16 protein-coding genes are annotated in these 21,241 nt (G+C 43.9%); 10 read left to right on the top strand and 6 right to left on the bottom strand.

Annotated elements, in window-relative coordinates; translation table 11 throughout:
* Nucleotides 1-288 precede the first annotated feature (288 nt).
* The 3 genes from NAF19_RS09925 to NAF19_RS09915 form a co-directional block, all read right to left on the bottom strand.
* Nucleotides 289-2,238 (bottom strand): OmpA family protein, encoded by a 1,950-nt coding sequence (locus tag NAF19_RS09925; protein WP_252789890.1) that lies wholly within the window; start codon nucleotides 2,236-2,238, stop codon nucleotides 289-291.
* A gap of 81 nt (nucleotides 2,239-2,319) precedes the next feature.
* Nucleotides 2,320-4,203, bottom strand: coding sequence for an ice-binding family protein (locus tag NAF19_RS09920; RefSeq protein WP_252789889.1), 1,884 nt, complete (start codon nucleotides 4,201-4,203; stop codon nucleotides 2,320-2,322).
* Nucleotides 4,204-4,706: 503 nt separating this feature from the next.
* The gene (locus NAF19_RS09915) at nucleotides 4,707-5,258 is read right to left on the bottom strand and encodes a helix-turn-helix domain-containing protein (RefSeq protein ID WP_252789888.1); all 552 of its coding nucleotides are present in this window, start codon (nucleotides 5,256-5,258) and stop codon (nucleotides 4,707-4,709) included.
* Between the two features lie 398 nt (nucleotides 5,259-5,656).
* On the opposite strand from NAF19_RS09915, the gene NAF19_RS09910 reads away from it, so the two are divergent.
* The 6 genes from NAF19_RS09910 to NAF19_RS09885 all read left to right on the top strand — a co-directional run bounded on the left by NAF19_RS09910 (nucleotide 5,657) and on the right by NAF19_RS09885 (nucleotide 14,651).
* On the top strand, nucleotides 5,657-6,034 hold the full coding sequence (locus NAF19_RS09910) for a BlaI/MecI/CopY family transcriptional regulator (protein WP_252789887.1): 378 nt from the start codon (nucleotides 5,657-5,659) through the stop codon (nucleotides 6,032-6,034).
* A complete protein-coding gene (locus tag NAF19_RS09905; RefSeq protein ID WP_252789886.1) occupies nucleotides 6,031-8,271 on the top strand; it encodes a M56 family metallopeptidase in 2,241 nt (746 codons plus the stop codon). Before NAF19_RS09910 ends, NAF19_RS09905 begins: the two co-directional genes overlap by 4 nt.
* A 104-nt stretch (nucleotides 8,272-8,375) precedes the next feature.
* Nucleotides 8,376-9,863, top strand: a complete 1,488-nt coding sequence (locus NAF19_RS09900; protein WP_252789885.1) for a TlpA family protein disulfide reductase — start codon at nucleotides 8,376-8,378, stop codon at nucleotides 9,861-9,863.
* Between the two features lie 193 nt (nucleotides 9,864-10,056).
* On the top strand, nucleotides 10,057-10,587 hold the full coding sequence (locus NAF19_RS09895) for a hypothetical protein (protein WP_252789884.1): 531 nt from the start codon (nucleotides 10,057-10,059) through the stop codon (nucleotides 10,585-10,587).
* Between the two features lie 181 nt (nucleotides 10,588-10,768).
* The gene (locus NAF19_RS09890; protein ID WP_252789883.1) at nucleotides 10,769-13,732 is read left to right on the top strand and encodes a glycosyl hydrolase; all 2,964 of its coding nucleotides are present in this window, start codon (nucleotides 10,769-10,771) and stop codon (nucleotides 13,730-13,732) included.
* Nucleotides 13,733-13,835: 103 nt separating this feature from the next.
* The gene (locus NAF19_RS09885) at nucleotides 13,836-14,651 is read left to right on the top strand and encodes a BPL-N domain-containing protein (protein ID WP_252789882.1); all 816 of its coding nucleotides are present in this window, start codon (nucleotides 13,836-13,838) and stop codon (nucleotides 14,649-14,651) included.
* Nucleotides 14,652-14,687: 36 nt separating this feature from the next.
* Here NAF19_RS09885 and NAF19_RS09880 read toward each other — a convergent pair whose 3' ends face one another.
* On the bottom strand, nucleotides 14,688-15,830 hold the full coding sequence (locus NAF19_RS09880) for a GAF domain-containing protein (protein WP_252789881.1): 1,143 nt from the start codon (nucleotides 15,828-15,830) through the stop codon (nucleotides 14,688-14,690).
* A 380-nt stretch (nucleotides 15,831-16,210) separates the two neighbouring features.
* Between NAF19_RS09880 and NAF19_RS09875 the strand changes: the two genes are divergently transcribed.
* The 3 genes from NAF19_RS09875 to NAF19_RS09865 all read left to right on the top strand — a co-directional run bounded on the left by NAF19_RS09875 (nucleotide 16,211) and on the right by NAF19_RS09865 (nucleotide 17,550).
* The gene (locus NAF19_RS09875) at nucleotides 16,211-16,600 is read left to right on the top strand and encodes a hypothetical protein (protein WP_252789880.1); all 390 of its coding nucleotides are present in this window, start codon (nucleotides 16,211-16,213) and stop codon (nucleotides 16,598-16,600) included.
* Between the two features lie 76 nt (nucleotides 16,601-16,676).
* A complete protein-coding gene (locus NAF19_RS09870; protein ID WP_252789879.1) occupies nucleotides 16,677-17,099 on the top strand; it encodes a hypothetical protein in 423 nt (140 codons plus the stop codon).
* Between the two features lie 28 nt (nucleotides 17,100-17,127).
* Nucleotides 17,128-17,550 carry a hypothetical protein gene (locus NAF19_RS09865; RefSeq protein WP_252789878.1) on the top strand — a complete coding sequence of 141 codons (423 nt, stop codon included), beginning with the start codon at nucleotides 17,128-17,130 and terminating at the stop codon, nucleotides 17,548-17,550.
* Nucleotides 17,551-17,732: 182 nt separating this feature from the next.
* Here the strand turns inward: NAF19_RS09865 and holA are convergent, their stop codons facing one another.
* Nucleotides 17,733-18,755 carry a DNA polymerase III subunit delta gene (gene holA / locus NAF19_RS09860; RefSeq protein ID WP_252789877.1) on the bottom strand — a complete coding sequence of 341 codons (1,023 nt, stop codon included), beginning with the start codon at nucleotides 18,753-18,755 and terminating at the stop codon, nucleotides 17,733-17,735.
* 142 nt (nucleotides 18,756-18,897) lie between these two features.
* On the opposite strand from holA, the gene NAF19_RS09855 reads away from it, so the two are divergent.
* Complete coding sequence (locus NAF19_RS09855) at nucleotides 18,898-19,356, top strand: type I restriction enzyme HsdR N-terminal domain-containing protein (protein WP_252789876.1); 459 nt, start codon at nucleotides 18,898-18,900, stop codon at nucleotides 19,354-19,356.
* Here the strand turns inward: NAF19_RS09855 and NAF19_RS09850 are convergent.
* Nucleotides 19,341-21,158, bottom strand: a complete 1,818-nt coding sequence (locus tag NAF19_RS09850) for an ATP-binding protein (protein WP_252789875.1) — start codon at nucleotides 21,156-21,158, stop codon at nucleotides 19,341-19,343. The genes NAF19_RS09855 and NAF19_RS09850 overlap by 16 nt on opposite strands.
* Nucleotides 21,159-21,241 lie beyond the last annotated feature (83 nt).

Raw genomic sequence — 21,241 nt, 5'->3', positions numbered from 1 at the left:
ATTATCAGGCGTTTTATTTTTTAACGAATCCACAAAGCGTTCCGGTTTTACATAAATAGATGTTTTTGGGGTGTGTGGCTATAACCTTTACGCGCCATGAAATGATAAATCAGGTTGACATAAATAGTCCGTTAAAGATTATTTATTAATTTGGATTTAAGCGGGACGCTTAAATTGTTAGCGTTTAAGCAAAATGCTTAAACGGGCGGTGTAGGGCTATAGCGTTTTTTAGCTCAAAAAAAAAGGCGGCATTTCTGCCGCCCTTCCTTTTAAAAACTGTATGCTTTACTATTTCACCGGTACAATATCAATTATAACCGTACGATTATAAAAGCGTTCTTCGGTGGTGTTATTGTCAAACGGTGCGTTGGCTGCATCCTCGCCAAAACCTAAGGTTTCAAACTTAACGTTGGTTTTACCGGCTTTGGTTAATGCACGTTGCAGGGTGTTTTGAACATCCATTGCGCGTTCTTTTGATAACTTCATATTGTGGTCCACATCGCCAATTTTATCGGTGTGGCCGTGTATAATAACGGTTGAACCATCGGTGATTGAAGCTGCTACAATATCGGTTAAGAATTTGTCGTACGATGCTATAGAGTTTGCTTTGTCAAAATCATACAATATACTGTAGCGTATGCCTTTAACAACTGCGCCGTCCTGGCGTACTAAGTGGACGGTACTTTCCATTCTAACCGGTTTGCCGGTGGTGGTTTCGCCTGTCATCACTATCTTGTAATCGCCATCAGGGTTAGTGCCTAAAATAGTGGCACCTGGTATGCTTGCCTGGTCGCTGGTATATGGCCCGAAATGCTGGGCAACGCCTTTGCTATCGGTAACATCAACCGACCACGATTTAAGCAGTTGTTGAGCGCTATCGACATTTAATACTACCTGGCTGTCAAGCGGGTTTACCTGGGTGGCGTTTATCTGCACTGGCTTCATCATATCGCCGCCAACTTCTACCAATAATTGAGGTGAAGCGCTGGTTATATCAACACGACGGTCGCCAGCACGGAGCAATGTAAGTTCTTTGGTGCCGCCAGGATGTTCTGATGGGATAACTGGTTTGGTACGGCCCTGTACGGCTATTCGTGAACCATCAATTGCGAACGTGGCAACTAAATACTGTTTTACTGTTTCAGCAAGTTCCTTGCCTTCTTTAGGGCCGTTGGCCGATGCACCGGTAAGTAAAATTACCGCATTTGGGTTTGCCCTTAAACGGTCGCCCAAAATGTTAAGAATATTATGATAAACATTTAACTGCCTTGCTGAGCGGCCGGTGTTATTGTCGGTTTGTGCATTCTGCAGTTGTTCTTCCCTGAAAGTGGTCGCCTGGTCAGGTGTAAGCATCACGTACCTTGCAGAAATTTGTGTGGACCCTTCATCAAAAAACACCGAGTTGCGCAGCGGCAAAGTTTCGCTTACCTGGCGCTGTAACGGCACTGCTAATGGTGCACGCACGTTAAACACAAAACTGTGTACCGGTGGCGCAGGTGGTGGTACTGCTGCTACAACATCTTTAACTTTGGCTTTTGAACCCTTGCCAAACTTGAGCGCAATACCGGCGCGTACGGTGGTAACCTGCCAGCTTTCGATGCTGCGAGGTGCCTGGCCGAAATAGGGATGAAATGAAACAAACGGCGAAAGGCTAACCTTTGTAGTGCTGTTTGCCGACGACATCATTATATCGTAACCGGCGCCAACCTGGCCCGAAATAATGGTTTTATGCATTGCAACCAGTTCGGCGCTGGTGTTTGGCTGCCTCAGTTGGGTATAGTCGAAGCCGCTGCTTGCATTAAATGCAATCCTTGGCCCTGTAAAAAAATACAGGCCGGTTGCTGGTACGCTTAAGCGCAAACTTGGCTCAATAGCAATGTAGCTTGTGCTTGTTTTTAAGGTAGCGGGGCAATCGCATGGGGCCACTACGCCGTCAAATTTGCCGCCGCGGCCGTCATAGGCTACGTTTAACATAACGCCCCACACGCCCACCGGGCGGTATTCAACCAGCACCGACCCATAGGGGGCCACACCTTTGCCTTTATGGAACGCGGTGGGCGCTATTAGCGAGCTGGTTAAGCGTTGGGTTGTACCATCGTAAAAATTAAAATTTGCAGCGCCAGATGCGCCAAACCACCATGTGGGCTGCGTTGTTTGAGCTTTAACCGTGGTGCCGGCCATTATAATCATCAGCATACAGGTGATGACTTTGGGTAGTATTTTATTTATGGGTAACATGTTGTATCTTCTTTAAATTGATGAGTATTGTAGTTTAGGTAAATCCCCCGAAGGGGATAAACCAGGTAAATCAACAGTTAGTTATTGTGGCACATTGATAGTGGTATTTACCATGGTAACCGAAGCTACCAGTGAAATAGCCCTGCCATTTAATACCGTTTGCACAGCATTGCCTGCTGTTGAGAACGTAACGCCTGCTGTGGCAATGATGGTACCTGTCATGATACCGCCACCTGCGCCATTAATTACAGCTGCGCTGCCTACATACCAGAATACATTTTTAGCTTGTGCGCCGCCTTTCAGTTTAACGTTCCTTGCTCCTGCCGGACCGGCGGTGCCTACGGTAAGCCCCGCAGCTGTCTGGAATATAAATACTGCATTCGGGTCGCCTTTTGCATCGAGGGTAAGATCACCGTTGGTTATTTTAAATGTACCGCTGGCAGATTTGTATACGCCCGCTGCTAAAGTCAGTCCGCCTAATTCGCCGGCGCCCGGATCGGTACCTCCTGGTTTTGATGCAGGGGAAATACTGTTATAAGCAATGGTGGCATCAATAAGCGCCTGCGATGCAATGGCAAACGAAGTAGCGTTGCCCGGTGCAGGTGGTGCGGTGTATATACGGCCGGTTACGTCGCCTTTGTTAAGCGGTGTTTCGGTATACACATCTGCAGTTGTGCCATCGTGAAAGCCTGTTATCAGGGTTGATGCGGCTGTTGTGCCTATACTGCCGTTATTAATAATGGTATTCAACCCCTGGTTGGTTACACCTGCGTTGCCGCCAAATGCACCAAAGATATCTATAGAGCCTAAGTTTGGCGGTGGCACCACCACTATCAGCGTAAAGTTTGCCGTGATGTTTTTATTAGCGCTCATGGTAACATTTAACGGATTGGTTGAACCCGATGCGTCGCCGCTCCATGATGTAAAGTTGTAACCTGCATTTGCTGTTGCCTGTATAGTTGCCGTTGCCCCTGCATTATAAGCACCCGAACCTGTTGTCGAGCCGCCTTCGGCCGGGTTTGAAGTTATGGTAAGCGCAAATTGCGAGGCCGGTATAGCCTTAAAATTGGCGATCAGCTTGCGGTTGCCAGCTAAAATAAACTGGTAGCTGGAGCTTGCGGAAACAATGTTGCCATTCTCCGTCCAGTTGATAAACGTGTACTTGGCGCTTGGCGATGCGGTTACCGTTACCTTGGTGCCGGCATTGTAAGCGCCCGAGCCGCTTGTTGTTCCGCCTTTAACCGGTAGCGATGATAACGCTACTGCAAATTGCGATGGCGGGATCACCTTAAAGTTTGCAACCAGTGCACGGTTGGCACTTAAAGTAAACTGGTAGCTGGAACTTGTTGAAACTATGGTGCCGTTTTCTGTCCAGTTAACAAAAGCATAGCCCGCGCTGGGTGTTGCCGTTGCGGTAGCAACCGTATCGCGGGCAAATACGCCCTCGCCAGTGGCTGTGCCGCCAATGGTTGGGTTTGCAGTTAGTGTTAACTGCGGGATGGTAGTAAAGCTCCACACAAAATTACTAACCAACGCTGTCCGCAGCGTATCAGTGGCCCCGGTTGTAATGGTGCCGGTGTAAATCGCAAATGGTAAAAGCGGTACGGTGGGCGTAAACGTAAACGTTTTAGCATCGGCCGATGCGGTAATTTTGCCTGCTACTGCTGTCGCGCCCTGTTTTATGGTAAATGTGTTAGCGTTGACAGTACCAACAGACATATTGGTATTAAACGTTACCGATATTGCTTTTTCAAGAACAACGTCCACCGCTTTATCAGCCGGGTCGGTTGAAACTACTACGGGGCAATTGCCTTTTATTTCGCCTTTAAAGTCATCTTTTTTGCAACCTGCGGCTAAAGCAATAACCAGCAGGATGGTAGCCACGATGGGCTTAAATACGTTTGGATAGTGCTTGCCGCTTGGCAATGGCGCACTATCCATAATAAGAGTAAATCTTTTTTTCATGAATAAATATTTGAAGAGTAAATTGTAAGTCCTCCGGAAGTCTTATTGGGTCAGATCTCAGGATAGTACAAATCTATGGATGGGTTATAGCTGATATGTTATATAACTTTTGCTAAAAGTTATATAATTCACACATTTTTCGGTCAAGGCAAAAGGCAGAAAAACAACTTAGCTGGGCAACGATTTGTAGTACCTTTTTTAATTTTAAGTAATCCGTAATATTCTTCAGCCCAAAGAATGTCGAATTCACCAGTCTTTCCGATGTAACGAAACTACCTTCATGGTTATTGCTACCGACCAGACGTTTCGATGGAACGTAAAAACTACAAAATGCGTTCCATCGGGACGCTTCGTCGGAAGAACTATGAAAAATGGCGTTTACTGTCCTTAGAACCGTTTAGTGCTGTTGAAATTGCTTCGGGCGATGCATGTCGACACCGTCTCAAAATCCGCTATAATCAGGCGGATAAATCAACTATTTATCGAGTTTGCCCTAATATTTTTCAGGCGCTTTTTTGGTCGTTAAAACTAACTTGTTTAAAATGCGAGGGGGTTACGCCGGTTACCTTTTTAAATTGGGCAGACAGGTGCGCCACGCTGCTGTAGTGGAGCTTCCACGAAATTTCGGTAAGGGTAAGCTCGTCCTGCCAGATCAGTTGTTTAACCGCCTGGATTTTATTTAAAATGATAAATTGTTCGATGGTGGTGCCCTGCACATCCGAAAATATATTGGCAAGGTAGGTATAATCAAAGTTTAATTCCGTGCTGAGGTAGTCGGAGAAATTGGTTTTAAGGGGCGAGTCGCTATAAGTAATCATATCCACGATTACCCGCTTAATGCTTTCAACTAAAATATTCTTTTTATTATCCAGCAGCACCAGGCCGTAGTTTGATAAAGCGAGTCCCGCTTCCATAATTTGTGCCGCTGAAGCATCGCCCGTAATGGTTACCCTCCCCAACTCAATATTGATGCATTTTAACCCGATTTTTTCAAATTCCTGCTCAACAATCATTTTGCACCGCGGGCCTACCATATTTTTTATAAAGAAGTTCATTGCAAAGGTACTTGCAAAGGCAGTGCCTGTATTGAATTTACAACATGTAGCTCTATCCTAAGCCAATTATGACTTTTGCACTTTGCACCAACCAGCCCTGCCAGTGTACTTTTTTTATGAAATATGTTTTTGTACGAACAAAAATTAATTAGTAAAGAGTGTCTGGTGCGTTATTTTCTTTTCTGTTGATTTTGGCTAAATATGAATAGTATATAGGATTTTATTAGTCTGTAAACGAATAACTGACCTATATTTTGGGTGGAGAACAGTTAGTGATTGTCAACGTACGGAACATTGGTTCTACAACTACTGCCTCAAGATTCAAAAAAACTATAGAAATAGTTTGTAAACTATGGGATTAGTTTTTTACATTTGGTAAACTATACCTTTAGTTTACTATGCCTGTCAAAGAACTTACCAAAGCCGAAGAAACAATAATGCAATTATTATGGCAATTAAAAGAAGCCATGGTGAAGGACATTATTGAACTTATGCCCGAACCTAAACCGGCCTACAACACCGTTTCGACCGTGGTGCGCGTGCTGGAGGGAAAAAAGTTTGTCGATCATAAGCCCTATGGCAATTCGCACGTGTATTTTCCGTTAATCAGCGGGGAGGAGTACAAGAAATTCACTTTCGACAAACTGATGAGTGGCTATTTCAGCAACTCGTACAAAAGCCTGGTGTCTTTTATTACCAACGAGAAAAAGCTGGATGTACAGCAATTGGACGAACTAACCCAACTGATTGAAGACCTTAAACACAAAAAGAAATGAACGGCCTGTATTACCTTGCAGAAGCTAACCTATACCTCGGCGTATTTTACCTGGCCTACTGCTTATTTTTAAACCGCAATACCCATTACCAGTTAAGCCGCACCTACCTGATATTCAGTTGCGTAGTCGCTTTTATACTGCCGCTGGTGCAGGTAAGCGCGTTAAGGTCGGTTAAAACAGCCGAACCTGTGTATGCAATAAGGCCGTTAAAGCCCGCTGAACAGGTAAATACCTTCGGCCCTGTTAAACCTGTTATGGCCCCGGTTGTAAATGTTACTGAGCAATATCATGCCCCCACCATAGGCGCACCTTCTGCTACATCGGTAATTGAACGCCATTTTACCTGGCAGGATGGTTTGTTGTATGCCTACCTCGCAGGCGCTGCTGTTTTACTTTGTATCCTTTTTATCAAGCTGTACACCCTGTTTAAAATGACCCGCAGTAAACAGGTAGTTAATGAAGGTAAGTACAGGGTGATCTATTTAAATGGAACAGATGTGGCCTTTTCTTTTTTTAATTACCTTTTCATCGGCACCGACACACACGGGGCCAACACCATCATCAGGCACGAAATGGTGCACATCCGGCAAAAACACTCTGCCGATATTATTTTGCTCGAGTTATTAAAGATATTCAACTGGTTTAACCCCTTTGTGTACCTGCTGCAAAACAGTTTACGAAGCGTACATGAATATATTGCCGACGAGCAAACCGCAGCTCATGAAAGTGACGCCCTAAGCTACGCATCGTTTTTATTGAACAACGCCTATGGCGTCGGCGGTTCGTCAATTACCCATTCGTTTTTCAATTATAACCTGCTGAAAAAGCGGATCATTATGCTGAATCAGCAACGTTCGGGTAAGTTGGCAAGGTTGAAGTACCTGGTTGCAATTCCGATCTGCATTACGCTGCTATGCGCATCTTCCCTGGTGTTCAGTAAGACCTATGCCTGGTTGGACCTTGCCCCTGCCAGCTTAAAATCGCCGGGTAAATATGCCATGCTAAATGCAAAATTTACCACACGGCGCAAACTGTTAAAAATCACCGAAAACGGGGTAACCACCATAACCGACAAGCTTTCAATTGATCAGCCAAACAAAAAAGTTGCCTATACAGCTGCAACAATTACAAAGGCCGACAGCCTGTTATTACTCAAAGATCATAACATTAAAGTAGAGGTGGTTCAGGACAGCACAAAATTTGTCACCAGGGACGGGCGACCAATTTTACCTGTGGTTAATGCTGACGGCTATCACTTTATGGACCATTTTCTGCATGACAATATCCATTTTACCGCTGCCAAAGGCGAAAAAGGCGGCCTGGTGGAAGTTGGCTTTGCACTGGACAACGACCGCCGCATAACCAACGCCAAAGTTGTAAAGAGTTGCGGCGCCAAACTGGATGCACTGGCGCTAAACGGGTTTAATGCTTACAAAGGAATAGTTAACGACGACCCGGGCAAACATTTAAAAATAGGCGTCTATTTTTTTACTGATGATTACTCAATATTTAAAACCGATTCTCTCGGCAAAGACCCCGAATTTGGGGGAGAATTGATTATCACCAATTATAAATATCCGACGGCCCGCACAAGTAAAGGGTATGAGTACGACGAAAGTGGTGTTGGCTTCCCCGGTGACAATAACAACACATCATTTGCAAAAGTTGTGATATACGATAAGAACGGTGAAGGAACCTGGTATTTTGAAAGTAAGTGCACACCTGCCGATTTGAAAACGCTTAAAGAAAAGTATGGGTATACTTTTCCGTCGGGAGCTTCATCTATTGTGCAGTTTTTTAACCCAAAAGATGTTCACAGTCGCTTAGGTTATATTTTCGATGTCGCTTCGTACCTGGATGCACCCTACGCGAATCAATTTTACAACTATATGCTCGACAATATTGAGTATCCGCAGGAAGCAAAAAAAGCATACAAAGGGGGCGTTGTAGTGTTGAACTTCAACCTTGATAACGATGGGATAATAAGTGATATAGCCGTGGCAAAAGGTGCCGGCAATGGTTTTGACGAAGCGGCGGTGAATGCCGTAAAATTATATAAATATGCCATTAAGGACAATGCGGGCAAGCATAGCCTTGCCGTGCTATTTTGTGTTGCCAAAAACGAGTATCGCCCGGTTGTTAGCGACGACGTTAAGAAAGATGGTTATGTAGGTGAGCTGGCAATCTGTGAAGCTAAGTCGCCATTTAAAAACGGGTCCGTTAAATGGAATCACTAATCTAACGTCCGTTCATAAAATTCGTGGCTCTTTGTGAATCGGCCTTAACGCGGGGAATCCATTATTGATCCGTACATTTACATTATAACTAAACCGATCCCCCTATGAAAAAACTTTTTATCTCAGCGTTATTAGTTCTGCTGTATTCAATAACAGCCTTTGCCAATAATGCGACCGTCCATATTACCGTTAAAAATTTTAAGGGAACAATTAGAGTATATGACCCCGGGCTGCGATACAACCTGACCAGGGGCAACGATACCGCCCTTCGCCTGGATGCACATCATTCGGCATCCTATACCGTGACAATCGATAAGCCGGTAAGTCTTGTTTTATATTTTTCGTCAAACAGCGAATTAACCTATAATATTTACCTTTCGCCGGGCGATGAACTTTTCCTTACTGCTGATTTTTCGAAAAAGAATAATAATTTCATTGTCACCGGCAGGGGCAGCGAGAATAATCAGCCCGAAATTTCGATGTTAGCAGGTTCAGACCTGCAGGCATTTAAAAGCGACACCAAGCCTGATCGTGTTATAGAGATCGTAAACAAGCAATTTTTACTTAACAAGGGCATATTGACAAACTATGTTGCCGAGCACAAGCGCTGGTCCGGATTTATAAAAGCCACGACAATTAATTTGCAATACCAGGCTATTTCCGATTATTATTTTTCATATCAAAACAACATTTATGGCAAACCCAAAGACCAGGACCCAAAATGGCGCAAAATCCAGGACAGCCTGTTTTCGAAGGTAAATTTGAGTAATGATGAGGCATTAGGATCGCATAATTACGCTCAATTCATCAATTTTGTTGTCATCCGGCGCTCGGGTGACCTTTGGGGCGAATATCTTACCAACCGGCGGTTGTTTTTCAAGACTTGTTTTAATTGCGACACTGTACAAGGTGAAAAACTTTTCAAAGAGGCGCGTCAGGGAATTTTAATGGCGAAGGTTATTGATAAATATTTCACAGGCAAGGCAGCGGAATTTGAATATGGCCAGGCAACAAAGTACGTATATTACAAAGCAGATTATCCGTCGGTTGTTTACCTGTTTAATCATTTCAAAAAAGAATACCCGGCAAGCGCCTACGTTAAAGGGTTTAGCAACCCAATTGCCGGGATAGTTAGTAAACAAAAAAACGCACTCAGCAATAAGGCCATTTTTGTTGCTGATAACGGAGGAAAGCTCAATACTATGAACGATGTGGTAAAACTCACTAAGGGCAAAACCGTATTAGTTGATATGTGGGGCACCTGGTGTGGCCCATGCAGACAGGAAATACAAAAAAATGCCAAACAGCTTAGCGATCATTTCAAAGGGAAGAATGTCACTTTTCTATACATCGCCAATCGTGACTCCAAACTGGAAAAAGAGTGGAAAAAACAAATTGCATATTTCCAGATCGAGGGCCTGCATATTTTAGCCAATCATAAATTGACAGAGGATATTATGGAAAAAGTTAAAGCAACCGGCTACCCTACCTACATCATTATAAAAAAAGACGGTAGTTATAAACAGGCAGCAACGAGGTACCCGGTAAATGTGCAGGCCATGATAAAAGAAATTGAAGCTGCAGGGGTGTAAGCCCGGCTTGGTATAGAATATTTAATGTAACGCTTTTAAGGACTGCCAAAACATTAATAAACTTAACTGGCCATCACATTTATATCACATTAAAACCCCTAACATTTCACCAAAAAATACGCATTTAGTAACATTTTTTATGCGATATGATGCTTGTATATTTAGTAAGTATACTAATGACAAGAACTAACGCATGCGATTGAAATTATTTTTTATCACCCTTTTAATTATTGGCTTAGTACCTATAGGCGTTAGCGCCCAGGAGTTCGGCATGCTGCCAACAACCGAGCAGCAACAGGTTCAGTCATTAACCATTGCCCGCAACATGCTAAAAGCGGTGATGGGCATAAACAACCACTTTGCCGATTTTAAAGGGGACTTTGTGCAAAAAGATGCCAATGAAAGTTCATATTATAAGGTAAAAGGCCTTGATTTAGGCGCCAGCGAGCAATATGTTATTGTAAACAGTAAAGGCATTACCATGTATGTGGCTATTTTTAAAGCCAAAGATGTGAATGATAAAAGCGCGATACTTGCATTTAATGCTTTTGCCGGAGGCATTATGACCGTAAGGCAATATGCCGATATCGGCGTAAAAATTGAAGATGCCGAAACCAAAGGTGGTATAATAAAATACTATTTACGTACTCAAGGCACTAAAATAGCCGCCTTTACTTTCGCCCCGGCAGATAACACCGGGACATTGTTGGTAGCTGTACAATAAAAAGATATTTTTTTACCTAAATTCCTATTCCCTCCTATTAAGTTTTTTATAATTTCGATAGAAGACAGTGCAGGACAGTTACTGCTTCATTGCCCTTAAATTTGACCCTGTGTGACGGTAAATGCAGTTCATTAGCTATCGCTTAAACTGCTATCGTACCCGTTCAGTCTTTTTCAGCATTATGAACAAAATGTATCTCCGGAAACTCTGCTTTTTAATAGTTTTAACAGCAACGTTTGTTTTGAATATTAATGGCGTAAGGCGGGTAAACCCCGAAAAAGATCACAATAAAACGATCGCACCTGGCACCGACACCCTATTAAATTTATTTCGTTCGCCGCCCGATTCCGCAAAACCGCGGGTTTACTGGTGGTGGCTTTTTAACCGGGTTACAAAAGAAGGTATTACACGCGATTTGGAACAGTTTAAGGCGAAAGGGATCAGTGGCGTTAACCTAATTTGTACAGGAGGATATGCGGGGAAGGCGCCGCTGCCGGGCGTAAAATTCCTCGGCGACGAGTGGCGCGGGCTTTTTCGACATGCAATAAAGGAAGCTAAAAGACTCCATATGGAGATAGGCTTTAACCTGGCCGGAGGATGGACCATGATGGGCCCATCGGTAACGCAGGATAACGCCATGAAGAAGGTTGTAACTGCTGAGTTGAAAACAGCCGGGCCGGCAAAATTTTCCGGGACGCTTCCGCAGCCTGAAAAAGTAGATGGTTATTATCATGATATCATGGTGCAGGCATTTCCCCTGCCGGACAGCAACAAACAAATCGACCCCAAAAACATAATCGATTTAACGGCTAAACTAGACGCCAGCGGTCACCTTGAGTGGGATGTTCCAAACGGCAAATGGGTTATCTTGCGAACGGGCTACACATTAACCGGGCACCCATGGAGCAAATGGCATGCTTACCCCGAGGGGGACACTTTTGAAGGCGGAGAAGGATACGAAATAGATTACTTAAGCCGGCGGGCGCTGGAAGATTATTTCGCCCATTTAGGCAAGCTCGTGATAAACGAAGCTGAAAAGGCCGGCGGCAAGCTTGACTACCTGTGGTCTGACAGCTGGGAATGCGGAAAGCTTACCTGGACCCAGGATTTCGCCAATCAATTCACCAGGTTTCGTGGTTACCGGCTGGAAAGTTATATGCCTGTTTTGGCCGGCTATAAAATCATCAATGCAGATGTATCGGCAAGGTTCCGCGACGATTTTGACCGCACTATACAGGATTGTATCGCCGAGAATTTTTACGGGCGTTTTGAAGAATTGTGTCACCAGCATGGTATGAAGGTTGGTAATGAAGCCGGAGGTCCAAATGACATCCCACCGCAGGATGTATTGAAAAACTTTGGGCATAGCGATATACTCGCAGGCGAATTTTGGGTAAACGGGCACTATAAATCGCCGGACGGCTATAATAAAGACCCAATGCAGCGGCTCAATCTGAAGCAAACTTCATCGGCGGCGCATGTATACGGCAAACAGCAGGCAGAGGCAGAGTCTTTCACCCAACAGGAGCAAGACCGCACACACTGGTCGCTCGGCCCGTCCGATTTAAAGCCCTATGCCAACCAGGCATTTTGCGAAGGTATAAACCGCCTGATGCTTCACCAGGCTACCTGCCAGCCGCCTTCGGATGGTAAACCGGGATATGAGTTTTGCGCTGGGCAGCATTTTACCCCGAATATCACCTGGTGGGAGCAGTCACCGGAATTCTTCACCTATCTTTCCCGTTGCCAGTACATGTTGCAGCAGGGCAAATTTGTGGGCGATGTTTGCTTTTACCTGGGCGAAAGGCCACCGCTGCTGGCGCCGCCGAAATACGATATCCCCACGCTGGGCCCGGGCTACGACTGTGATTATAGTAATCCCGACGTTTTGTTGAATAGGATGTCGGTAAAAGACGGCCGTATTGTTTTGCCCGATGGCATGAGCTACCGGCTGTTGGTATTGCAAAATTGCACTTCCCCATCGCCGGAAGTTGCTAAACAGGTTGGTTCTTACCAGGGGCTGTCGGTGTCCCCTATCCCATCTAACGCAATGTCGCTGCCGGTTATTACGAAATTGCGGGCAATGATAACCGCGGGCGCAACAGTTATCGGTTCGCCGCCGGATGTTTCCGCCGAATTGAAAAATTACCCTCAATGCGATGAACAGGTACGGAAGATAGCTGCGGAAATATGGGGCGGCCTGGATGGCATAACCCGCACGGAACGCAGGTTAGGAAAAGGGCGCATTATCTGGGGGAAAACGCCAAAGGAAGTTCTGCTTGCTGACGACATTGCCCCCGACTTTACTTTCCCGGGGCAAACTAAAAACCCTGGGACGTTTGATTATATCCACCGCACCAGCGGCGATGCGGAAATCTATTTCGTTATCAACCGCGCCAATCAACGCCAAACACGCGACTTTACTTTCCGGGTTGCCGGGAAACTGCCCGAAATATGGGATGCGGTATCGGGTAAAACTGTTATGGCAAAAGCTTATAATCAAACCAACACCACTACTACATTGCCGATTGAGCTGGATGCCTTCAGTTCATATTTCATTGTATTTCGTAAGCCGGTAGTCTTGAATGCTAAAATATCGGCCGGTGGTAATTTCCCTAAGCTGGCAGAAGTGCGTGAACTTAATGGCCCCTGGAATGCCGCATTTGATCCGAATTGGGGCGGTCCGGTGAAAGCTGCATTTCCGGAACTTATCAGCTGGACTAAACGGCCTGAAGACGGCATAAAGTATTATTCGGGGACAGCTACTTACAGCAAAAAGTTTGATTTGGGTAAGGATGCTGGCGGAAATGTGACGGTAATAAAAAAGAATAAAAGGTTGTTTCTTGACCTCGGTGCGGTAAGAAATGTGGCTGTAGTACGGTTAAACGGACAGAAACTGGGCATCCTTTGGTGCGCCCCCTGGCGGGTTGAAATAACTGGGGCTGTAAAACCAACCGGCAATTTGCTGGAAGTTGATGTGATTAACTTATGGGCCAACCGCGTTATTGGTGATCTGAACCTGCCAAAAGAAAAAAGGTTCACCAAAACGCATGATGCTTTCCGTTTTGATATGCTGCGGGGAAGCACACCGTTGCTGGAGTCGGGATTGCTTGGGCCTGTAAAGGTTTATGGAACTGGTGATTAATATCGATCTGGTTGCGTAGTTTATATCTTCGGCGCTTAACACTTTTTCTTGTCAGGCGTGTTTTTATTATTTTGTAGCTTGCAGTTATTAAATGCCTGCATCAATGAAAGTTAAGTTTATCGGCAAACCTAATTTAAATCTGCACACTGCAGATGGTAAGTTGCGACGGACTTTTGTTTCTGTGCTTTTTTCGCTGGCAATAACTGCCTTTACCGCCTGTACAAACCATAAACACAAAAGTAACTCACCCACCGGAGGCGTGGCTCAAATTCTTTTATTCAATGGCACCGGGACTTCGCCCAATGATGTCAGCGCGATTGAAGCAATTCTTAAAAACAATCACCTCTACTACACTATCGTCAATTCTTCAGAATTAAACAACATGAGCGAACTGCAGATGCGAAAATACCGCTTGCTGATTATTCCGGGTGGAAATTTCATCGACATGGGTAAAAGCCTCGCACCGGCTACAACAGCCAGGGTACACAATGCGGTAAAACACGGACTAAATTATCTTGGCATATGCGCGGGTGGTTTCCTTGCCGGCAGTTCAGCCTATTATAATGGTTTTAACCTGGCATCGGGCGTGTGCTTTGGTTTTTACGCTGCCGAAAACCAGGGCACCCGCAAGGCGGTGGCTATTACCACTCCCGGTGCGCCCGCACAGGATCAGTACTGGGAGGATGGACCGCAATTTACCGGCTGGGGCGCTGTAGCCGGCAAATACCCCGATGGCACGCCTGCCATTGTACAAGGCACATATGGTGAAGGGTGGATAATGCTTGTCGGGTTCCATGCCGAGGCACCGGAAGACTGGCGAACCGGCATAAAGTTTAATACGACTACCAAAGCCGACAATACCTGCGCCGGGCTGATTATCCGCGCCGCGTTTTACCGGGCTGCATTACCACATTTTTGAGTCAGCCAGGCAGTGGTTACAAAACATAAAGCTTTGTTACTCATAATGCGGCACATACGGGTTAATCACCGTATTATCAATATCAGCAACTATTGATTTTATTTTATCATCCAGCGCATACACTGCTTCGCTCAGCATTTCCAGGTATTCGCGGGGAGCTTCGTAGTCGGCATCTTTAATCAATCCCATCAAGCCCATTATCGAGGTCAGCGGTGCGCGGAACTCATGGGCCTGTATGTGGGCTATTTTTAAAAGGGATGTATTTTGGTCGATAATTTTTTTCTCTTTGAGTTTGCGTTCCGTAACATTGCGGATAAGGTACGATATGCCAATTATTTCATCATTATTATCACGGGCGGCTTCGAACGCCGCTTCCCACCAGATAGTGCCCATATCATCATAATCTGTTGAACCTTCTTCGAATGACTTTTTACCTTCCAGCGCCTCGTTATAGCGTTGCAAAAAGGTGCTGACAAAAGCAGGGTGCAGGTATTTTACAAATTGATCGCCGCGCAACAGTTTAGCGTTATGCACGGTGCGCACAAAAGCAACCGCTGTTTTATTAAAATCAATAACTTCACCGCTTTTACCAAGCAGTACATGGAAATTGGTAGAACTTTCAAAAAATGAGCGCAGCCTTATAGATGCATCATTATTAAATTCCTTTTGCTCTTCCAGCTCTTGTTGCTTTTTCCGGAGCAGCTCAACCCCCGCTTTTAATTCAAGGGTTTTCAAAGCCTGGGCACCCAATATTTTAAGCACGAGGCGTTGGTGGTCGTCGAGCGTTTTAGGGCTAACATCATAAACGGCGAGTACACCAACCCTTTCGCCGGTAGCTGTAATTAGCGGCATTCCGGCAAAAAAACGAATACCGAGCCCACCCGAAACATTTGGATTGCTAATACAATAGGGATCATTCAAAGTGTCGGCAATAATCATCACATCTGCTTGCTGAAAAGCTTGAGTGCAGAGGCTGCCTTTGACAGGTATCTCCGTTAAATCAATACCCTTTCTAACCCTTAGGTGCAAAGAATCATAACCCTGCAAAGCGATTAACACGTACGGGGACGCGGTTACAGCCGACGCCAGCTCAACTATTTCCAGCAGCTCGGCGTCATTTTCAAAATCCAAATCAATAAAACGGGCAACATCGTGTAAACGCTTTTCGTCAATAATCATTAAGTAAACTGGTATATGGTGTAAGATTAAAACTGTCAAAGCAGCATTTAACCTCCATTTATACGGAAATTACGCATTTTTTGTTCCACCAGATTTGCAGTAATAGTCATCTTATGGTCTTTTAAACTGAAAAAGTAAGGCATGCAAAAGCCCATGGAAGTTTAAAATAGGGCTAATGCTAGATTCTTTTCGATTTCAGTACCCCTTAAAAAAATAATCGTGCTCATTACTAAATAGTTAAGACAAAATTGTAATTTTTTATAGAACTATGTATTGCATATTACTGTATTAAACATATATCTTTGTAAAGTAGGGATATAAAAGCACTCCCTTAAAGAATAATGAGCATCATCATCAATCACCCTAAAAAAACCAATAACATGAAAGCTAGCTTTTTTATAGCCGCTTTTTGCCTGGTGGCATTGAGCATTTTTGTGGGCTGGATAAAATATCAGCGGAGCAACGGCGACATCTCAATATCTGTAAAAAACACCGACGACTACTATACCTACACGGCATCATTCGCCGAAGACGTAACCGGACGAGTGCAGGATTATATTAATTACAGCATTGCGCCTAATGGGCTTTTCAAGTCGACCCATGATTATTTTAACGTTACCACCACCCTTGCGGATAAAACAAATTTCTACGTAAAAGAATCGCCGGGAGAACTGAAGATTGAGCTTGACAAACGCAAAAACTCAACTGCTTCATACCTCCGTATCAAAAAAATGTGCGACGGCATTAGCAATGTTTTAAAAGGGAAATGAGAGGAAGCCGGAAGTCAGAAAAGACGAGAAAATAAAAAACGAATAAATTTATAACACATAACATAAAACCACGATCATGAAAAAAATCATTTTAACACTTTCATTATTAATAGGATTAACTGCCGTAACCTTTGCTCAGTGCGAAAAGACAGTAGAGCTTTCCTCATCAAAAACTAATCACCTCGACGAAAAGGGAACCATTACCCGCAGCGACGATGAAACCGCGGTTATTGACATCAGCAAAACCGCTGTAGATATCAGTGTAAACGGCGAGCATAAAATAACCGCCCCAATAAAATCAAATACCTGCAATTGGACCGTTCCGTTTAAAGAAGGCAAAACAGTAATAAAAGCTACCGCCGACCACGACGGACAAGACGAAAATATTACCATTACCATTGAAGGTAAAGACGGAAAAGTTACCTTGCTGTTTGAAATGGAAAGCCAACCTGGCGATAAGATAAAAGTCGGTATTGATAAGTTTACAGAGAAAGTTTAGCAATTATCTTACGTACCGAAAAACTGATATGAAAAAAATATTATTAACATTAACACTACTGTTGGGTATAATCGCCGCAAGCTTTGCACAATGCGGCAAAACAATTGTGCTAACCTCGTCAAAAACAAACCATGTTGACGCCACTGGTAAACTAATAGGAAGCGACGACCAACCCGTAGTTATTGAAATAAACAAAGCTGCCTTTAGCATCTCGGTAAACGGTACCCAGAGAATGGCTGGCATTGTTAAAACTTACAAATGTAGTTGGCCTGTGCCATTTAAAACCGGGAATTCGGGAATTCAAGGCACCATGAAAAAAGATGGCAAGGACGAGGACGTTATGTTTACCATTGACGGAAAAAATGGTAAAATAGCGCTGGGGTTTGAAATAAAAAGCATGCCCAACGACAGGGTGAGGATGACTCCCGATAAATTTATAGCAAAACCTTAGTTAAATTTCAGACTTACGAAGGTTACGAACCTTCGTAAGTCTTCCGATCTTCATTACTACGCTACTTTACCGTTTTCATCCAAAGTTTCGATAACGGTCTGATTTGTTTATTGATGTAGATATTAAGCCTTGGCTTACCGCTGGCATCGTTTAAAAACAGGCCCCGCTTCTTTTGTATTTTTTCAATGCAAAATCTTAAACACCAACTCCTTCATCAGCCCGCCATGGTCGGTATTGGAGTCAACACCTTTGCTTTTTAAATCGTACTCGCGCAGGTAGCTGATAATTTGCATGGTTTTGGCATAGTTAAAGCTGCGGGCTGCCTGCTCATAGTCTTTTATAAAATATGGACTAACGCCTAGTTCCCGGGCAAGCGTCTGCGGGGATTTGTCCTTTACATAATGATAAGTGAGCACCTTGCTAAAAAAATTGTTCAGGTTGCCGAGCACCAGTACAATAGGGTTTGCTTTTGGGTTTGCCTCAAAGTAATTGATTATCTGGTTAGCTTTAAGGGCATCTTTGCGGCCAAGGGCTGCCTGCAGTTCAAAAACATTATATTCCTTGCTGATGCCGATATTGTCGTGGATATGCTTTAGCGTAATTTCCTGCCCGGCCTGCACATTCAGCATCAGCTTTTCCAGTTCGTTTGATATTTTCGACAGGTCGTTACCCAGGTATTCTGATAGCATCAGCGAGGCTTGCGGATTTATTTTGTAACCTTTTTCGGCTACGAACCCTTCAATCCATGCCGGTATCTTACTGTCATACAAAGCAGCCGACTCAAAAATGAGCCCATTTTTTTCAATGGCCTTATAAGTTTTTTTGCGCTTATCAAATTTGCCGTATTTGTAGCAAAACACCAGTATGGTGCTGGGCAACGGGTTCTCCAGGTAGCTGAGCAAAGGGTTTATGCTTTTTTTATCAGCATCGTCACTGCCCCACTTCATATCCTGGGCTTCCTTCACCAATACAACCTGGTAGTCGGCCATCATCGGGTAACGTTTCGACGCGCCCAGCACCGTCATTATATCGGTATCCTTGCCATAAAAAACGGTTTGGTTAAAGCCTTTTTCGGCCTCAGATAGTAACTTGCGCTCCACGTATTCGCCCACCAGATCAATAAAATAAGGCTCCTCGCCGTGTAGTAAATAAACAGGCTTGTACTTTTTATTTTTAAGATCCTTTATAATATCTGCGGCGCTCATATCAGGGTGCAAAATAGTGATTTTTGGTGAGTGGTGAGCGGAGAATTGTGAATGGTTATAACAACTACTCACTTAATCAACTTAATCAACTACTCACCAATTCAAATTAGGATTCTCCTCATAAAATAACCATTTTCGCAGTATGGACTTGCTGTTGCCGCTTAATCTCCCGCCCTATCCATTCAAAATAACCGATGCTAACGGACAGCTAACATTGTTTGATGTTATCAGGAAGCGGGACATTATCATCACTCCCGAAGAATGGGTGCGCCAGCATTTTGTACAGTATTTAATAAATCAAAAAAACTACCCCAAATCGCTTATTAAGCTTGAGGGTGGTCATAAACTGCATGGCATGGCCAAGCGTACCGACATTGTGGTTTATAATCCCGCCGGCGAAAAAATTTTATTAGTTGAGTGCAAAGCCCCGTCAGTAACCATCGACCAAAAAACCTTCGACCAGGTGGCCCGGTATAATATGGTGCACAAAGTAAAGCTGCTGGCGATTACCAACGGGCTGCAGCATTATTACTGCGTTATTAATTTCGAAGAAAGGGATTATAAATTTATTGAAGAAATGCCGTTTTACGCAACACTATGACCGGCATCAGCAAAAACCAAGTTCTGAATTTTCTCCATCAGCTCTTCCGGCTTAAATGGCTTTGATACGTAGTCATTCATACCAGCATTTAACACCTGCTCTTCAATATCCAACAATGCTGCAGCAGTTAATGCAATAATAGGCACGTTTGCTTTTTTGGGATTGGGTAGTTTCCTGATCCCCATCGACGCATCAAAACCATTCATTACCGGCATTTGCAGATCCATTAATATAATGTCGAAATCGCCATTCTGGAAAGTTTCAATTGCTTTCTGTCCATTCTCCGCAATGGTGGGCGCAATTTTCCATTTGGATAATAGCTTTTTCATCAATAATACATTCACCGGGTTATCTTCGGCAATTAATATCCGCAGGTTGCTTAGGCTGTCGGTGTTTTGCAACAGCGGATGCTTGTCGCCAACTTCGTTGATATTTGCGTTTGATACCTGGAACTCCATATTAAACGAAAACTCCGAACCCTCGCCTACCTTACTTGATACGTGCATGTGCAGCCCCTGCAGTTCGAGCAGGCGTTTTACAATTGCAAGCCCCATACCTGTACCGCCGTACTGACGCGTTGTAGTTATTGATTCCTGGGTGAAGGGTTCAAAAATGCTTTGCAGGTTATTCTTGTCGATGCCGATACCGGTATCTTTAACGGTAAAGGTGATCCTTAATTTATTGTTACGGTCTTCGTAGCAAAACGCCTTCACATAAATGCTGCCCTCGCGGGTAAATTTAATAGCGTTGCTTACAAGATTAAACAGTATTTGTGTAAGCCGGGTGGGATCGCCAAAAAGCACCCTTTTTTGAAGCACCGGGTCTATTTTTAAAGTAAATGACAGTCCTTTTTCTTCTGCCTTTAGCTTTTGTGCACCGCAAATATTTTGCATTAAATCAACGAAGTTAAATTTCACGGTCTCGAAAATCACCTTGCCTGCCTCTATCTTGTTAAAATCGAGTACATCGTTTACGATAGATTGCAGGTTATTTGCCGAGGATTTTAAAACGTTAAGATTTTCCTTCTGATCTGGTCGCGGGTTAGCCATTATCATCAGGTTGCTCATCCCTATTATTGCATTCAGGGGAGTGCGGATCTCGTGCGACATGGTAGCCAAAAACTCTGATTTTACCTGTGATGATTTTTCGGCTTTGCTTATTGTCAGTTCCAGTTTGGCGTTCAGAACCGCCTGGTCCTCGCTGGTTTGCTTAAGCTCCTTGATGTTTTTCAAGAATGCACTGTAAAAATGGCTGTGGATATAAATGATAATAATAAAGTTGGCAAACATACTAATGATGATTGTCGACTGGTCAAGTTCCTCGGGCCTTAGTGGGATAAAGTAGCTTTGATTATAGTTTAAAACATAAAAGGCAAGTACCGGAATAATATTAAGTAACGAATACCCTAACCCGGCACGTTGCCCAAGCATGTAATAACTAAACAACAGCACCAGCAAAATAACCTGTATGGTAATAATATCAACCTTTTGAATGGTAATAAAAACATTGGATAAATTTATCAACGTTGCAATTATCAGCAACGCATGTGATATCACCCGCCATTCAGGTTTATAAGTAAGGTATTTAAACAGGCATACAACGCAAAAAAAAACAATTGCTGCGGTAACCGTTAAAAACTCAAGGTGTTGAAAATAAACGCTTAGAAACAAGCCCGCTACAACTACCATCACTATCCAAAGGCCATAATAAAGCAGGCGGATACGAGCCTTGTCGAGGATGGATTGTTCGGTCGAGAGTATGTTGGATAAGGAAAAGTTAAAAAAGTCCGCGTCCTTGCTCATTAATGTAGCACTAATCTGTTAAAGTTGCCTATAAAATTCAATATTAGCAAGAGGTGTAGAAAAGTAAACCCCCTGCTCATCAT

The sequence above is a fragment of the Mucilaginibacter flavidus genome, assembly GCF_024055575.1.
In the GTDB taxonomy this organism is placed as follows: Bacteria; Bacteroidota; Bacteroidia; order Sphingobacteriales; family Sphingobacteriaceae; genus Mucilaginibacter; species Mucilaginibacter flavidus.
This window is presented reverse-complemented; position numbering and strand designations above follow the sequence as displayed.

Excerpts from the sequence above, each read along its gene's own strand:
- NAF19_RS09925 (WP_252789890.1), bottom strand. The coding sequence starts at position 2,238 with ATGTTACCCATAAATAAAATACTACCCAAAGTCATCACCTGTATGCTG.
- NAF19_RS09920 (WP_252789889.1), bottom strand. The coding sequence starts at position 4,203 with ATGAAAAAAAGATTTACTCTTATTATGGATAGTGCGCCATTGCCAAGC.
- NAF19_RS09915 (WP_252789888.1), bottom strand. The coding sequence starts at position 5,258 with ATGAACTTCTTTATAAAAAATATGGTAGGCCCGCGGTGCAAAATGATT.
- NAF19_RS09910 (WP_252789887.1), top strand. The coding sequence starts at position 5,657 with ATGCCTGTCAAAGAACTTACCAAAGCCGAAGAAACAATAATGCAATTA.
- NAF19_RS09905 (WP_252789886.1), top strand. The coding sequence starts at position 6,031 with ATGAACGGCCTGTATTACCTTGCAGAAGCTAACCTATACCTCGGCGTA.
- NAF19_RS09900 (WP_252789885.1), top strand. The coding sequence starts at position 8,376 with ATGAAAAAACTTTTTATCTCAGCGTTATTAGTTCTGCTGTATTCAATA.
- NAF19_RS09895 (WP_252789884.1), top strand. The coding sequence starts at position 10,057 with ATGCGATTGAAATTATTTTTTATCACCCTTTTAATTATTGGCTTAGTA.
- NAF19_RS09890 (WP_252789883.1), top strand. The coding sequence starts at position 10,769 with ATGAACAAAATGTATCTCCGGAAACTCTGCTTTTTAATAGTTTTAACA.
- NAF19_RS09885 (WP_252789882.1), top strand. The coding sequence starts at position 13,836 with ATGAAAGTTAAGTTTATCGGCAAACCTAATTTAAATCTGCACACTGCA.
- NAF19_RS09880 (WP_252789881.1), bottom strand. The coding sequence starts at position 15,830 with ATGATTATTGACGAAAAGCGTTTACACGATGTTGCCCGTTTTATTGAT.
- NAF19_RS09875 (WP_252789880.1), top strand. The coding sequence starts at position 16,211 with ATGAAAGCTAGCTTTTTTATAGCCGCTTTTTGCCTGGTGGCATTGAGC.
- NAF19_RS09870 (WP_252789879.1), top strand. The coding sequence starts at position 16,677 with ATGAAAAAAATCATTTTAACACTTTCATTATTAATAGGATTAACTGCC.
- NAF19_RS09865 (WP_252789878.1), top strand. The coding sequence starts at position 17,128 with ATGAAAAAAATATTATTAACATTAACACTACTGTTGGGTATAATCGCC.
- holA (WP_252789877.1), bottom strand. The coding sequence starts at position 18,755 with ATGAGCGCCGCAGATATTATAAAGGATCTTAAAAATAAAAAGTACAAG.
- NAF19_RS09855 (WP_252789876.1), top strand. The coding sequence starts at position 18,898 with ATGGACTTGCTGTTGCCGCTTAATCTCCCGCCCTATCCATTCAAAATA.
- NAF19_RS09850 (WP_252789875.1), bottom strand. The coding sequence starts at position 21,158 with ATGAGCAAGGACGCGGACTTTTTTAACTTTTCCTTATCCAACATACTC.